Source organism: Flavobacterium cutihirudinis (genome assembly GCF_003385895.1).
Taxonomy (GTDB): domain Bacteria; phylum Bacteroidota; class Bacteroidia; order Flavobacteriales; family Flavobacteriaceae; genus Flavobacterium; species Flavobacterium cutihirudinis.
Map to the genome: position 1 here is coordinate 1,093,323 of NZ_QRDQ01000008.1, position 16,421 is coordinate 1,109,743.

The 16,421-nt window shown below is 35.2% G+C and carries 10 protein-coding genes; 8 read left to right on the forward strand and 2 right to left on the reverse strand.

The genetic code is table 11. The features are described 5' to 3' along the window. Positions 1-164 precede the first annotated feature (164 nt). The 8 genes from metH (at position 165) to BD847_RS10505 (ending at position 12,760) form a co-directional block, all read left to right on the forward strand. Positions 165-2,840 (forward strand): methionine synthase, encoded by a 2,676-nt coding sequence (gene metH, locus BD847_RS10470; RefSeq protein ID WP_115888201.1) that lies wholly within the window; start codon positions 165-167, stop codon positions 2,838-2,840. A 92-nt stretch (positions 2,841-2,932) separates the two neighbouring features. Then, positions 2,933-3,889 carry a methylenetetrahydrofolate reductase [NAD(P)H] gene (gene metF, locus BD847_RS10475; protein WP_095928056.1) on the forward strand — a complete coding sequence of 319 codons (957 nt, stop codon included), beginning with the start codon at positions 2,933-2,935 and terminating at the stop codon, positions 3,887-3,889. Positions 3,890-4,055: 166 nt separating this feature from the next. Next, a complete protein-coding gene (locus BD847_RS10480) occupies positions 4,056-4,709 on the forward strand; it encodes a class I SAM-dependent methyltransferase (protein WP_115888202.1) in 654 nt (217 codons plus the stop codon). A gap of 149 nt (positions 4,710-4,858) precedes the next feature. Further along, positions 4,859-6,082: a dicarboxylate/amino acid:cation symporter gene (locus tag BD847_RS10485; RefSeq protein WP_115888203.1), complete on the forward strand. Its 1,224-nt coding sequence runs from the start codon at positions 4,859-4,861 to the stop codon at positions 6,080-6,082. A gap of 83 nt (positions 6,083-6,165) precedes the next feature. Further along, complete coding sequence (locus BD847_RS10490) at positions 6,166-7,575, forward strand: pyridoxal phosphate-dependent decarboxylase family protein (protein ID WP_115888204.1); 1,410 nt, start codon at positions 6,166-6,168, stop codon at positions 7,573-7,575. 293 nt (positions 7,576-7,868) lie between these two features. Then, positions 7,869-10,211 (forward strand): TonB-dependent receptor, encoded by a 2,343-nt coding sequence (locus BD847_RS10495; protein ID WP_244201582.1) that lies wholly within the window; start codon positions 7,869-7,871, stop codon positions 10,209-10,211. A gap of 29 nt (positions 10,212-10,240) precedes the next feature. Then, positions 10,241-11,494: a DUF4374 domain-containing protein gene (locus BD847_RS10500; protein WP_115888205.1), complete on the forward strand. Its 1,254-nt coding sequence runs from the start codon at positions 10,241-10,243 to the stop codon at positions 11,492-11,494. A 108-nt stretch (positions 11,495-11,602) separates the two neighbouring features. Next, positions 11,603-12,760, forward strand: coding sequence for a PepSY-associated TM helix domain-containing protein (locus BD847_RS10505; RefSeq protein WP_115888206.1), 1,158 nt, complete (start codon positions 11,603-11,605; stop codon positions 12,758-12,760). A gap of 228 nt (positions 12,761-12,988) precedes the next feature. Here the strand turns inward: BD847_RS10505 and BD847_RS10510 are convergent, their stop codons facing one another. Then, on the reverse strand, positions 12,989-15,112 hold the full coding sequence (locus BD847_RS10510; protein WP_115888361.1) for an outer membrane beta-barrel family protein: 2,124 nt from the start codon (positions 15,110-15,112) through the stop codon (positions 12,989-12,991). 397 nt (positions 15,113-15,509) lie between these two features. Beyond that, a complete protein-coding gene (gene gldA / locus BD847_RS10515; RefSeq protein ID WP_115888207.1) occupies positions 15,510-16,406 on the reverse strand; it encodes a gliding motility-associated ABC transporter ATP-binding subunit GldA in 897 nt (298 codons plus the stop codon). Positions 16,407-16,421 lie beyond the last annotated feature (15 nt).

Genomic DNA, 16,421 nt, shown 5'->3' on the forward strand with positions numbered 1-16,421 from the left:
ATTGGTCGAGGACTTGTAACGGATAGCCCGGCCGAAGGACACGCCCAAATTAAAATATTAAAAACGAATATACCTACAAGGTTTTAAAAACCTCGCAGGAAAGAAAATAGAATAAAAAAACTCAGAATCTAAGCATCTTAGAATCTCAGTAACTTTAAAAAGAAATGACAGAAAAAAGAAGAGACCTTGTATTATCAGGATTAGAACCGTTGATTATTACGCCGGAAAGTGTTTTCGTGAATGTTGGCGAGCGTACGAATGTAACAGGTTCAAGAAAATTCTTGAGATTAATCAAGGAAGAGAAATATGACGAGGCGCTTGATATTGCAAGACAGCAGGTAGAAGGTGGAGCACAGATCATCGATATTAATATGGATGAAGGAATGCTTGACGGTGTTACTGCGATGACTAAATTTTTGAATTTAATTGCTGCAGAACCAGACATTTCGAGAGTGCCAATTATGATCGACAGCTCGAAATGGGAGATCATCGAAGCAGGTCTGAAAGTAGTACAAGGAAAAAGCGTTGTAAACTCGATTTCGTTAAAAGAAGGCGAAGAAGCTTTTATTCACCATGCTAGATTAATTAAACGTTACGGCGCGGCGGCGATTATCATGGCATTTGACGAAGTTGGTCAGGCGGATAATTACGATCGTCGAGTGGAGATTTGTCAGCGTTCGTATGATATTTTGGTGAACAAAGTAGGGTTTCCTCCGCAGGATATTATTTTCGATTTGAATATTTTCCCAGTTGCAACGGGAATGGAAGAACATCGCTTAAACGCTTTGGACTTTTTTAGAGGAACAAAATGGGTTCGCGAAAACCTTCCGCACGCGCATATCAGTGGTGGAGTGAGTAACGTTTCGTTTTCTTTTAGAGGAAATGATACGGTTCGTGAAGCGATGCACTCGGTGTTTTTATACCACGCAATTAAAAACGGAATGACGATGGGAATCGTAAATCCGGAGATGTTAACGATTTACGATGATATTCCGAAAGATTTATTAGAACACGTTGAAGACGTAATTTTAGATAGACGCGACGATGCGACAGAACGACTTTTAGATTTTGCTGAAAATGTAAAAGGCGAAGCAAAGAGCGATGAAAAAGTAGTTCAGGAATGGCGTTTTGGAACGGTTCAGGAACGTATTACGCATTCATTGGTAAAAGGAATTGATGCTTTTATTGAAGAAGATGTTGAAGAAGCACGTTTGGCAGCAACAAAACCAATTGAAGTTATCGAAATCAATTTGATGACGGGAATGAATGTAGTTGGAGATTTATTCGGAAGCGGAAAAATGTTCCTGCCTCAGGTGGTGAAATCGGCTCGTGTAATGAAAAAAGCGGTGGCTTATTTATTGCCGTTTATCGAAGCGAGCAAACAAGCCGGAGACAAACAAGGAAACGGAAAAATCCTGATGGCAACCGTAAAAGGGGACGTTCATGATATTGGAAAAAACATCGTTTCGGTGGTTTTGGCTTGTAACAATTACGAGATTGTAGATCTTGGCGTTATGGTGCCTCCGGAAAAAATTATTTCGGCTGCGATTGAGCATAATGTTGACATTATCGGTTTAAGTGGATTGATTACACCTTCACTTGACGAAATGGTGTATTTGGCCAAAGAATTAGACAAGCAAGGAATTAAAATCCCGATTATGATTGGTGGGGCAACGACTTCGCGTGCGCATACGGCCGTGAAAATTGCGCCTCAATACAGAGAAACTGTAATTCACGTAAATGATGCTTCGAGAGCTGTTACGGTTGCAGGAAATCTGTTAGATCATAATAGAAAAATATATGCGGCAGATATTCGTGCAGAATACGATTCGTTTAGAGAAACATTCTTAAATCGTTCAAGAGATAAAAACTTCCTGACGATTGAAGATGCCCGTAAAAATAAATTGCCATTGGATTGGTCGGAATATACACCAACTAAACCAAAAGTAATTGGTGCGCAAACCATTGAAATCGAACTAGATGTTTTGGTTCCTTATATCGACTGGACTCCATTTTTCCAGACTTGGGAATTGTACGGAAAATATCCGGCAATTTTAACGGATGAGGTTGTGGGAGAACAAGCGACATCTGTTTTTAATGATGCTCAGGCAATGCTGAAAGTAATTTTGGAAGAGAAAAAACTAAAAGCAAAAGGTATTTACGGAATTTTCCCAGCGAATCAGGTAAATGATGACGATATCGAATTGCGCGATGAAAACGGCAAAGTTTTAGAGAAATTCTTAACGCTTCGTCAGCAGTCACAAAAAACAAAAGGCGCTCCGAACATCGCTTTGGCCGATTTTATTCTGCCAAAAGACAGCGGAATAGAAGATTATATGGGAGCTTTCTGTGTAACAACCGGTTTTGGTGTTGACGAATGGGCAGCGGAATACGAAAAGAATCTAGACGATTACAATTCGATTATGGTTAAAGCACTTGCCGATCGTTTTGCTGAGGCTTTCGCCGAATATCTTCACGAGCGAGTGCGTAAAGATTTCTGGGGTTATGATTCAGAAGAATCTTTAACTAACGAAGAATTGATTAAGGAAAATTATAAAGGAATTCGTCCTGCTCCAGGTTATCCGGCTTGTCCAGATCACTTGGAAAAACCAACAATCTGGAAACTTTTAAATGTAGCTGAAGAAATAGGAGTAACGCTGACAGAAAGTATGGCGATGTGGCCAGCTTCATCGGTTTCAGGATATTATTTCGGAAACCCAAAAAGCCGATATTTCGGACTCGGAAAAATAAAAGAAGACCAAGTTGTAGATTACGCCAAACGACGCAATGTGCCAACGGATTACGCAATGAAGTGGTTAAACCCTAATATAGCAGATTAACGAAAAGTTATTTTTGTTTCAGGTTTCAAGTTTCAAGTTACAGTAGAGAAACTTGAAACATGGAACCTGAAACTTGAAACAAAAAACAAAAAATGAAAGTAACAGAACATATAGAAAACGCCAAAGGAAAAACATTATTCTCATTTGAAATTATTCCGCCTCAAAAGGGGAAAAGCATTCAGGAATTATACGATAATATCGATCCGTTAATGGAGTTTAAACCGCCGTTTATTGATGTAACGACTTCTCGCGAGGAGTATATTTACATTGATAAAGGTAACGGACTTTTGGATAAAAAATTGACTCGTATGCGTCCGGGAACGCTTGGAATTTGCGCTTCTATAAAACATAAATATAATGTCGATACGGTGCCGCATTTGCTTTGCGGTGGATTTACACAAGAAGAAACCGAATATATGCTGGTTGATTGTCAGTATTTAGGAATCAACAATGTAATGGCGCTTCGCGGCGATGCCATGAAAGATGAACAATCTTTTGTACCGAAAGCAGGAGGAAATCATTACGCAGTTGATTTGGTTCGTCAAATCAAAGATTTGAACTGCGGAAAATATCTGCATGAAGTAATGGATATTGACAATAAAGCTGATTTCTGTATTGGAGTTGCGGGTTATCCTGAAAAACATTTAGAATCACCTTCTTTACAATCAGATTTAAAAAGATTAAAAGAAAAAGTGGATGCAGGAGCAGATTATGTGGTAACACAAATGTTTTTTGACAACTCAAAATATTTTGCCTTTGTAGAAAAAGCAAGAGAAATGGGTATCACAATTCCGATTATTCCTGGAATTAAACCAATCGCTGTTCAAAGACACTTGCAAGTTTTACCACAGATTTTCAGAATCGATTTACCAGAAGATTTAATTGATGCGGTTGATAAATGCAAAAATAATGCTGAAATCAAACAAGTCGGAATCGAATGGGCGATTCAGCAGTCATTAGAATTAAAAGCAGCCGGAGTTCCTTTTTTACATTATTATTCAATGGGGAAATCGGAGAATATCCGCCAGATCGCGAGTCAGGTTTTTTAAGGCATTCTACTCAAACTTGTCATTTCGACGAAGGAGAAATCACATTCGTATGTCTACAAAGATTGGACGCCATACTTTGAGGAGTTTTTAGTGTGATTTCTCCTTCGTCGAAATGACAAAAAGCTTGAAATTTGGTATTTTTTAATTGGAATTTAATTTTATAATTATGAAACAAGAAGAACTACAAGCCATAGCCTCTCAATTAAAAAATCCGTCGGGAGAAAAAGGAATTGAAATGGGAAATATGATGAACGAAACGAACATCAATATGACCAAACATTCGATTCAGAATCTAAATATTTCAAACGAAAACAGAATTCTAGAACTAGGCCACGGAAACGCAGGTCACGTTGAGTTTTTGTTTGAACAAGCTGAAAAACTAAAATACTACGGACTGGAAATGTCGGAGCTGATGTTTCAAGAAGCGCGCCAAATCAATCGAAATTTTGTTTCTCAAAAACAAGCTTTCTTTTCACTTTATGACGGAAATACGATTCCGTTTGAAGATGAATTATTTGATAAAATATTTACTGTAAATACTATTTATTTTTGGCAGAAACCTGAAGAATTACTTTCAGAAATCTATAGGGTTTTAAAACCAAATGGGAATTTCTGTTTGACATTTGCTCAGGAAGATTTCATGAAGCAATTGCCTTTTACTCAATTTGAATTTGAGCTTTACAGCACTGAAAAAGCACAAAAACTGATTGAGAAAACAGCTTTTAAAATTGTTTATACTGAAAGTCAGACAGAACAAGTAAAAAGCAAAACAGGCGAACTAGCCGACAGGGTTTTTACTACGATTGTTTTGGAAAAGTAAAAATATTTTAGCCACAGATTAAGGGATTATCACAGATTAAAAATCATTTTAAATCATTTAATCTGTGGCTAAAAAATAATTTTCGCAATCTTTTTTGGAGTACTTTCATTCTTTATTATTAATCTTTCTGAATTATAATCCTAGCAACTATGGAAGTTAAGAAAATCAATTTTTTGCAGAGTTACAGCAGTATATTATGGCTTCTTGGCGGAATCATAATCGGAAGTATTTTTGGATTGATATTCGGAGAGGATGTTTTGATAATAAAACCAATTGGAGACATTTTCTTAAACCTACTTTTTACAGCGATTATTCCGTTAATATTTTTTACAATTAGTTCTTCGATTGCTAATTTGGAGAGAACCGAAAAATTAGGAAAACTTTTTGTTGTTATGATATTGGTTTTTCTAACTACAATTCTTATTTCGGCAATTGTCATGATTTGCGCTGTTTATCTTTTCCCAATTCACGAAGATATTGCGATCGCCAAAGTTCCATTTGAAGCAATTCAATCAGGATCGGCAGGAGATCAAATTGCGAAACTCCTTACGGCAAATGATTTCTTCGAATTATTGTCACGAAAAAGCATGCTGGCATTGATTATTTTTTCATTTCTAATTGGATTTGCCACATTACAATCGGGAGAAAAAGGAAATGCTTTCAAGAGTTTTTTGGATTCTGGAAACGAGGTAATGAAACAGCTTTTAAACATCATAATGAAATTTGCGCCAATTGGGTTAGGTGCCTATTTTGCTTATCAGGTTGGAATTTTCGGACCGCAATTATTTGGTGTTTACGCAAAACCTATGGCCGTATATTATGCAGCCTGTGTTTTTTATTTCTTTGTCTTTTTTAGTTTGTATGCGCTTGTCGCTGGCGGAAAAAGAGCTTTTAAAGTTTTTTGGAGCAATAATATTACGCCTTCATTAACAGCCGTAGGAACTTGCAGCAGTATTGCAACCATTCCAGCCAATTTGGAAGCAGCTGAAAAAATGGGCATTCCGGCACATGTTCGAAATTTGGTAATTCCGCTTGGTGCGCCTTTGCATAAAGATGGTTCTAGTATGTCATCCATCTTAAAAATAACCTTTTTATTTGCCATGTTTGGAAAAGATTTTACAGATCCGATGACGATTCTTTTGGCGCTTGGAATTACAGTTGTAGTTTCGATTGTTGAAGGCGGAATCCCGAACGGCGGTTATATTGGCGAAATCTTAGCCATCACTGTTTATGGTTTTCCGATGGAACAAGCGCTTCCGGTTGCCATGATTTTAGGAACCTTAGTAGATCCAATTGCAACTTTATTAAATGCAAACGGAGATGTAATCTGCTCTATGATGGTTTCCAGATTCTCGGAGAAAACCAAATGGTAGTTTTTCTCTTTTTTTCATTATTACATATTTGAATCTCTTGATATTTGCGCAATCTGCGCTTAACTATTAATACAACCTTGAAAATGAATTCAAAATTACGAGAAGATCTTAAGGACTTCGATAGAATCTTAAATGAGACAAAAAATCAAGGAATTGAATTCCTAAACAATCTTGAAAACCATCCAACTTCGACAAGGCAATCGATGCAAACGGATGGAGAATTAAACGAATATGGATTAGGATCTTTAGGTGCGTTAGCTGAATTTAAAGAGCGTTTGGCACCTGTAATGGTGGCATCTCCAGGCCCAAGATATTTGGGATTTGTAACTGGGGGTTCTACACCAGCTTCTATTGTTGGTGACTGGCTTGCGTCAGTTTATGATCAAAATGCACAATCTATAAAAGCGCAAGGTGGAGCTACAGCTCTGATAGAAATGGAAACCATTAATTTGTTGCTGCAGTTGCTTGATTTACCACAATCTTTTATGGGCGGATTTGTAACAGGCGCTACTATGTCAAATTTTACCAGTTTAGGAGTAGCAAGACAATGGTTCGGAAAACAGTTTGGGAAAGATTTCGCTAAAAACGGAATTTCGGAAACCATCAATATTTTGACCGCAACGCCACATTCTTCTTCGGTAAAATGTTTGTCGATGTTAGGAATTGGAAGTCAGAATTATGTCACTGTAAAAACGATTGAAGGTAATCGCGAAGCTATTGATATGTATGATTTAGAACAGAATATCAAAAAATTAAACGGTCAGCCTTTTGTTTTAATTTCTAGTGCGGGAACAGTAAATACAGCCGATTTTGATGATTTTGTGGCTATTTCTAAACTAAGAGAAAAATACAATTTTTGGTGGCATATTGACGGTGCTTTCGGTGGTTTTGCAGCTGTTTCGGACAAATATAAACATTTAGTCGAAGGTTGGGAAGACGCAGATAGTATTACAATTGATTGTCATAAATGGCTAAATGTTCCGTATGAAAGTGCTTTTTATCTGATAAAAAAGGATCATATTAATCTTCAAATTGAAACATTTCAGAATTCGAATGCCCCTTATTTAGGAAATCCGCTGGAGAATTTTAATTATTTAAATGTATTGCCAGAAAATTCAAGACGTTTACGAGCATTGCCAGCATGGTTTTCTTTAAAAGCGTATGGTAAAGAAGGTTACCGAGATATTATTGAGAAGAGTATTGCATTGGCACTTCACTTCGGAAATGCCTTAATCGAAGAAGAAAATTTTGAATTATTGGCACCGATTAATTTGAACAATGTGTGTTTTACTTTAAAAGGAAATCACAATCAGGAAAAAGTTAACGAGTTCTTGGTGTGTTTAAATGATAAAGGAAAGGTATTTATGACACCGACTGTTTACCAAAATCGTAAAGGAATTCGAGCTTCATTTGTAAATTGGCGCACAACTGAAGATGATATTAAAATAATCATTGAAGAGTTGAAAGAAACAATTTTAGATATGGAAATCTAATATTTCAGTTTAGTATTTTATGAGCCCGCTTTTTGAGAAGCGGGCTTTTTTTATGGCTTTTATGGCTTTTTTAGCCAAAAGAATGCTGAAGATTTTAACTTTTTGAATTAAAATTTTTAAGGTAATATTAATCTAATTTTAATTATTTGTTAAGAATGTACGTATTTTTTATCGTTTTCTTGGTTTAAAAGTTAAATACTATTCTTATTTAGAATAATTAAAAATAAGTTTGGAAAAACTTGAAAGAGGCCTTAATTTTGTTGCACTTTAATTTTCAAAATCAAAAAATTCTAATGCAACTACGTAGATTATTGCTCTTGATTACAATTTTTTTAACTGCACTTCAAGGGTATTCACAAAAAAACAAAGCAAGCTTAAACGGAGTCATTTTAACAGCAGGAAAGCCAGAAGAAGGTGTTTCGGTTTCGCTGAAAGGAACCTCTTATGCGACACTTACAAATGATAAAGGGGAGTATAAGCTGATTGCAGCACCAGGAAATTATATATTGATGGTGGCGTACGCAGGTTATAAAACAAAAGAGACCGCAATAATTTTAAACGAAAGTGGCAAAAAAGTAGCCGATATTACGATTGAGGAAGATATGGCGACTTTAAATGAAGTAGCCGTAACCGGTAAATCTAAAGTACAGCGCGTTCGTGAACAGGCTTATAATATTACGGCAGTTGACTTAAAAAAGACCTACAATACATCGGCAGATTTAAATCAGGTTTTAAATAAAACTACCGGAGTTCGTATTCGTGAATACGGAGGATTGGGTTCTGCTTTCAATTTTTCTTTAAATGGATTTTCTGGAAATCAGGTTAAGTTTTTCCTTGACGGCGTTCCTATGGACAGTTATGGATCTGCGCTTACGCTGAATAACATTCCCGTAAACATGGCAGAACGAATTGATGTTTACAAAGGTGTTGTCCCAATAGAATTAGGTGCAGATGCTTTGGGAGGAGCGGTAAATATTGTAACCAACAAAAATGTAAACCGTTACATTGATGCTTCATATAGTTATGGTTCTTTTAATACGCACAGAGCGGCGGTAAATACGAGATTTTCTGGTAGAGATGGTTTTATTGCCAATATTAATGCATTCGCTAATTATTCAGATAACGATTATAAAGTTGATGTAAGTGTGGTAGATAAAACTACTTCTAAATTCTTGCCGGAACAGAAATACAAACACTTCCATGATGCTTATAAGTCAGGAACAATAATGGCTGAGGCGGGATTTAAGAACAAAAGTTTTGCTGATTATTTACTTGTTGGTTTTGCAATTGCGGGAAATAAGAAGGAAATTCAGCAAGGAAGAACCATGCAAAAAGTCGTTGGGCAGGCTTTTACAGACAGTGAAAGTTTTATAACATCTTTAAAATATAAAAAGGATAATCTTTTTACAAAAGGTTTGTCTCTGAATGTTAATTCGACATATGCTCTAGTAAATAATCGTTCTGTTGATACCTCTTCAAGAGTTTATGACTGGACCGGAAATTATGTTTACAGACAATTTGCCAGTGCAGGAGATAAAGGAGAATTAGGCGACAAAACAATTTATGTATACGATGAGGCAAATGCACAATTAACTTCCAATTTAAAATATCAGTTGAATGAGCAGCATTCTATCGCTTTAAATTATACCTATTTAGGATACAAACGAAAAGAAACCGACGAGTATTTAAAAGTTGTTGAACTCGGTGAACCAAGTATTGATAAAAACATTTTAGGTTTCGGTTATAATTTTAGTGGCTTTGATAATCGATTGGCAATTTCTGCTTTTGGTAAAATGTATGACTTGTCTACCAAAATGATTTCAAATGCCATTACTCAATCTGCTTCGTCAACCAATTATGGGTATGGTGCTACTTCGGCGTATCATTTATCAGATAAATTTCAGGTAAAAGGTTCTTATGAGCACGCGTATCGTTTACCATCAGCGATTGAAATGTTGGGTGACGGATTAACAGTTAACAGTAACATTGGACTTAAACCGGAAAGCAGCGATAATGCAAATTTTGGATTGGCATTTCTTACACAACAAAGCAAAAATCATTTTAGTGCCGAAACAAGCTTAATATACAGACAGGCAAAAGATTTTATCAGAGAGAAACAAGACGGCGATAAAACCGTTTTTGAGAACCTTCAAAATGTGCAAATCACGGGTATTGACGGAGTTTTTAGATATGGATTTAAAGATCTGCTTACTTTCGAAATAAATGGAACTTATCAAAAGAGTCTCAACAAAAACAAATTTAAAACGGGTACAACAAGCCCGGATGCACTATATGATGCACAATTGCCAAACGTTCCAATCTTTTTTGGAAATGCTGATTTGACTTTTAATTTTAAAAACATCAAATATAAGGACGACCGACTTTCATTAAACGTAAGTGCCAATTACATCGACGATTTTTATCTGACTTGGCCCGTTTTAGGAAGCCTTGAAACTAAAAAAGCAATTCCGGAGCAATTTACTCAAAATGCAATGATTGCCTATTCTTTCTTAAACGGAAAATACAATCTGGCTTTAGAGTGCCGAAATATTACGGATGTAAAGGTGTATGACTATTTTAAAGTTCAAAAACCGGGTCGATCTTTTTCGGTTAAATTCAGATATTTTCTTCAATAATTAAATAATAACCCTTAATAATTTTAATCATGTTTGTAAACAAATTCGCAAAATGCTTTGCATTGGCTTGTCTGTCACTTTCTATTTTTTCTTGTAGCAGTGATAATGATTCACCTTCAACAGAACCAGTAGAACCAACTGTAAATGGCGCTAAATATGTTGCTTCTTATTGGCTTGACGATTATACACAATATATTCTTGATTTTAGTTCGATTGATCAGTTAATGACCGGCGAAATAAGCGCAAAAGGAGTTGGAATCGAACAAGCCGGAAGCTGTTTTCCTATCGACAATACATTTTTTGCTTTAAGTACTGATGATGAAGGAGCTGCTTCGTTTCATCTTAACACTACAGGGAAACTAGTTCAGGCGGGAAAACTTGCTTTTGAATCATCTTATGCTGTTGGTTATACTGACGATAAAAAAATGATCAATATTGGTGCAACTTGGGACGGAAGTTCATCTGATTATGAACTTATGATTTACAATCCTGTAACTGTTTCTATCGAGGGACGTAAGTTTAACGATTTCGCCGTAAGTGCGGATAATAAAAAGGTTTTACACTGGCCAACAGGAGTTGCTGTATCTGGAGATAAGCTTTTTGTTCCGGTTTATACTAAAGATGTTTCTGACGGAACAAATAAAGTGCTATCATCTGATGCTACAATTAGAGTTTACAAATATCCATCTTTAGATTATGTTACAACAATAAAAGATACCAGAACAACTGCAATTGGAATGTATTATACAAATACAGGAATTGTTCAGACAGAATCAGGAGATATTTACACATTTTCTTCAAATGCGCGTGCAGGTGGATACCCAGTTACAGCAGCAGCTTCAGGAGTTTTGCGTATCAAAAAAGGTGATGCTAAGTTTGATCCGGGTTATTTCTTCAATTTAGAGGAAAGTTCATTAAAAGGAAAAGTTCTAGCGGCTTATCCGTTAGGAGGAGAAAAAGTGTTCATCTCTTATATTCCTACTGATGTTGATGCGGTTAACGCAGTTTACAGTTTCTTAAATACAAAAACGATTTTCAAATCGGCTATTTTAGATTTATCAGCTAAAACTATTGTTGAGGTAACTGGTCTGCCTGATCACGGAGGAGATGAATTTTTTGGTTTGTCAAGTTTGTTCGTAGAAAACGGAAAAGCATACAAAAGCTTTGTAACCGGAAATGAAGCACGTGTGTATCAAATCGATATTGCGACTGGTACAGCAAAAGCCGGAGCACTTATCAAAGAAGGTCTTTACTTGCCTTCAATTGGTAAACTTACATACTAATTAAACACATTGAAAAATGGCTTGAGGTACTATTAATGTAGTCCTCAGGCCATTTTGTATTCAAACTTTTTTGTTTTTTATAATGTCATTTTCTCAAATTTAAATTGCATGAATATTTTTAAAAATCGTTCTAATAAACCTCCAAACAAAGGAAAATCGCGATTCAGTAAAATCAATGCCTGGCTACATTTATGGCTCGGACTCGCCTCTGGAATTATTGTATTTATAATGGCTATTACAGGCTGTATTCTGGTTTTTGAACATGAAATCAAACAATTAACATCGCCTTGGCTAAATGTTGAAGCCCAAAATGCCGATAAGATTTTACCACCTTCTAAAATATATGCTGCCGTCAAAAAGGCATTGCCCGATAAAGAAATTCATGGTTTATGGTATAATGGTTTAGATAAGTCAGTAAAAGTTGATATTGAATCAGATTCTTTGATTTATGTAAATCCGTATAACGGAAAAATTACCGGAATGGTGGATCATGAAGATTTTTTTCATGAAATAGATGAAGGCCATCGTTATATATGGTTGGGCAGAGAAGTAGGAACAGCCGTGACATCTTGGGCAACTTTGATTTTCTTTTTTCTGCTTATCAGTGGAATTATTTTGTGGATTCCTAAAAAATGGAATAAAACAACCATCAATAGCAGTTTTAAAATCAAATGGAATGCTCGTTTTAAAAGGCTTAATTATGATTTGCATAATGTTCTGGGGTTTTATTCGCTAACGCTGACATTTCTAATTGCATTAACAGGATTAATTATGAGTTTTCATTGGGTGCGAGAAAGTACATACTGGATTACGGGAGGTTTTACCAATGAAAAAGAAAAGAAAGAAGTTGTTGCAGAAGTTAAGCCGGATACGCTCTCAAAACCTAAATACGATCAGTTGACCGCGGCAGATATTATCTTTAATAAAGTCCGAAAAGAGATTGCAAAACAAAATAAAGAAGCCGTAATCATACATTTTCCGGATGAACCAAAAGATAATTTTTATGCCTGTACCGATATGCATAACGGAAACTGGAGAGATTTATATTTTGATCAGAAAACATTGGAGCTTCTGCCAAGTTCAAGAAAATATATTGGAGACGAAAAGTTTCATGATTGGATGAGCCGTTCTAATTACAGTCTTCATGTGGGTGCGATCGGAGGATTAACCACAAAAATTATTTATTTCACTGCTAGTTTAATTTGTGCGAGTCTCCCAATTACTGGTTTTTATATTTGGTGGGGAAGAAAGAAAAAGCAGAAATAAGAAGTTCAACTTAGTTTTGTTTGGTTTTTTTGTTAGTTGTTTAAAGTCTTTTGTGGGTATCCTGCAAAAGACTTTTTCATGTTTAATAAACAAATAAAAGGTGCTGTATAGCTTTGGAATATTGCAAATGATTTATTCGTAAAAATAGAAAGAGTCTGTTGGTAAACAGACTCTCTTCCATCAAAAAAAAAACAAAAACAAGGAAACGAAACTAAAGAATTCAAAATTTTATATTCGATAGGTAAAAGCGATTGTAGCAATTCGATTATCAAGATCATATCTTTTATTGATATTCGTTTGCGCTATGACTGAATTGATGTTGAAATTATTTGTATTGAAAATATCAGTAATATTAAGCTTGATATTGCCTTTGTTTGAAAGGACTTGTTTTGAAATTCCGATGCTGAAATCAAAGAAAGAATCTCTTTCATAAATTCCTAAATTTGATTTAGACTGATATTGTGCGTTGATTTCAGCTTTTAAACTTTCTGATAAAGTAAATGAGTTTTGTACATTTAAATTTAAAGTCAAAATAGGATCAATTGTTGTTGAATTCAGTACGTTGCCCATAAATTGGTTTTTAAAAACATTGAAAAGCGTATTCACAGACCAATACTTAAAAAGCTCAGCCGAATGTGTAATGTTGGCACCATAATTATACGATTTTGAAATGTTGATTTGCGAAGTAACTGTTGTATTAGTTGCCGGATCGTAATCATAAATTTCTGTAAAAACATCTTTCGTTGTATTGAAATACAATGAAGCCATAAAAGCACTTTTCCAGGAATATCCAAGTTCTATTGCGTGCGTAATTTCCGGAACTAAATTCGGGTTACCCTGCGAATAGTTAAAAGAATCGTCGTAGAAACGGAAAGGATTCAAGTCGAACTGGCTTGGTCTGTTAATTCTTTTACTATAAGAAGTATGAACAGAATGATTGTTGTTCAACTCATATTTCATGGAAACACTCGGAAACCATTTTAGATAATCATCTTTATGCTCTTCATTTAATGTTCTTTGCAGAATATTTATTGCTGTATATTCCGATCTTAAACCACCTTGTAACGTTAGTTTTTCAAGTCGGTATTTGTAGTTGGCATAAGCAGCATAAATCTGTTCTTTATATTCAAAATGATTCGTAGAATTGGGATCTATAACCCATTGGTTATTATCATAATATTCATAAACAGAAGGATTGTCGTTATTTTTCAAACTGGCTTTAAAACCCCATTCAATAGATTGTTTTTCTTGCAAAGGATTTGTAAAATCTACTTTTCCTGTAAAATCCCTTAATTGTGACGGAATAAAACCTCTTCTGTCGTTAACTTCAGTAGTGTTTGAAGGATCTATATTTCTGGCACTTTGAAACTGATTTGATCTGAATTTTGAAGTTTCATATTCGAAATCAAAAGACATGTTTTTTCCTTCAGTATTAAACTTATGTACACCTGAAAAAGCATACGTATAATCGTTCCATTTTTCCTTGCTGTCATTATAAGTTGAAGCGTCGAATAGTACAGAATCTGACGCATTTAGCAAAGTGTTTCTTCCATCTGCCATGTTTTCGTAACGACCGAGTTTAGCGTCAACGTAAAATTCTAAATTGGTTTTAGAAGAAGCTTCATATGTAGTTCCTACTTTAAAATTGTTTGAAGTAAGTGGTTCATCTGTAATAGAATATTGATGATTTTTTGTCGAAATCTGCTGACGTGTAATATCTGTGTACTGAATTTGATCAAATTCCTTGCGTTCTTCTTCACCTCTAAAAGTGTAACTGTAGTTTCCGTAAACGCCAAATTTGTCTTTATTATAACTTAAATTGACACCAGAATTGGTTCTGTTTTTTCTGCCTCTTCCGTAACTAGTAAAAACGGTTCCTTTTAAACCAGCTGATCCCGGTTTTTTTAGAATAATGTTAATAATTCCGGCTTTTCCGGCGGCATCATATTTAGAAGAAGGATTTGTAATAACTTCTATTTGTTTGATATTTGAAGAAGTGGTAGATTTTAGATAATTGGCAAGTTCTTTTTGCGAAAGTTGCGTCAGTTTACCGTTAATCATAACTGCGACACCTTGCTGGCCGCGAATGGATAAATCTCCGTCTTGCGAAACAATAACACCGGGCGCTCTGGATAAAACATCCAAAGCGGTTCCTCCTTCAGAAACAATACTGTTTTCTACATTAAAAACCAGTCTGTCCGACTTTTGGGTATATAAAACTTTCTTTTTTGTAATGACAATTTCATCTAAGACATTTATAGAAGTTTCAACAATGCTGTCGCTTTCTTTTTCGGTTTGTGAATAAGAATAGACTGAAAAGGCCAGCATCATAGAAGTAATAATATTTTTCATGTTCTTTTTTAGGCTTTTATTTTGGTGTTTAGGCATTTTATTATTTTAAAATAATATCCTCAATCTTATCTGAAAATTTCTTTCGGAAATTTTTAATGGCGCATAAAATGGCATTCAGAAACTTTGTTTTATGAAAAAAAATGAATTGCATTATCGCGTAATTGTTGAGGTTTCGAGCACAAATATAATACTATTTATATCAAGTCTAAATAAAAATAGTTAAAAGTTGCCAAGAAAATGCCAATCGTTTGATAACGAGTAGTTCAGTTTTGATGCATATTGATAATTATCTTAGAAGAAATAGGGTAAGAGGATAAAAAATAAAACCAATTTATTCTCAAGAAGAATAAATTGGTTTTAGATATATTGTAGCCTAAGTTTTGGCTGAGTCTTAATTTTATTTGGTAATTTCCCTGAAGACAGCTTCCAGATTTTTATTTTTCTGATTCAGTTGTAATGTTTTTAGACCATTTTCATTTGCAAAATCAAAAATTGCCGGACGCATATCTTTTTCGGTAATAAAAGTCAATTCCCAAGTCATATCATGTGTGTTGATATACGAAGAAATGTTTTCAAGTTTTGCCAAGAGTTGTTCTTCAATCTGATAATCAAATTCAACTTCGATTACTTGTTCTTTATTTGCAGAAACCAAATGACCCAGCTTATTGTCTGCTACAATTTGACCTTTGTCAATAATAATGACACGATCGCAAATTGCTTCAACTTCCTGCATGATATGTGTGGACAGAAAAACCGTTTTATCTTTTCCAACATTCTTGATTACATTACGAATTTCCATTAACTGGTTTGGATCCAGTCCGGTAGTAGGTTCGTCGAGAATTAAAACATCCGGATTATGAAGTAAGGCATTCGCAAGACCTGCACGCTGACGATATCCTTTAGATAATTGCCCGATTTTTTTATGGCTTTCCGGTGTCAGTCCTGTCAGTTGAATTACTTCTTCAATTCTGGTTTTGGTAACATTATAAACATCGGCATTAAAAGCCAAATACTCACGAACATATAAATCCAGATACAACGGATTGTGCTCCGGCAAATACCCAATCGAATGCTGAACGGCTTTGGTTGCTGTCATGACATCGTGGCCATTTACAAGTGCTGAACCTTCATCGGCTAATAAATAAGTCGTCAAAATTTTCATTAAAGTAGATTTTCCTGCTCCGTTTGGACCTAAAAATCCAACAATTTCTCCCTTCTGAATGGAGAACGAAATTGAGTTTAATGCTTTTTGCGTTCCGTAACTTTTTGATATGTTGTTTACTTCTATCGACATGACTTTTTATTTGGT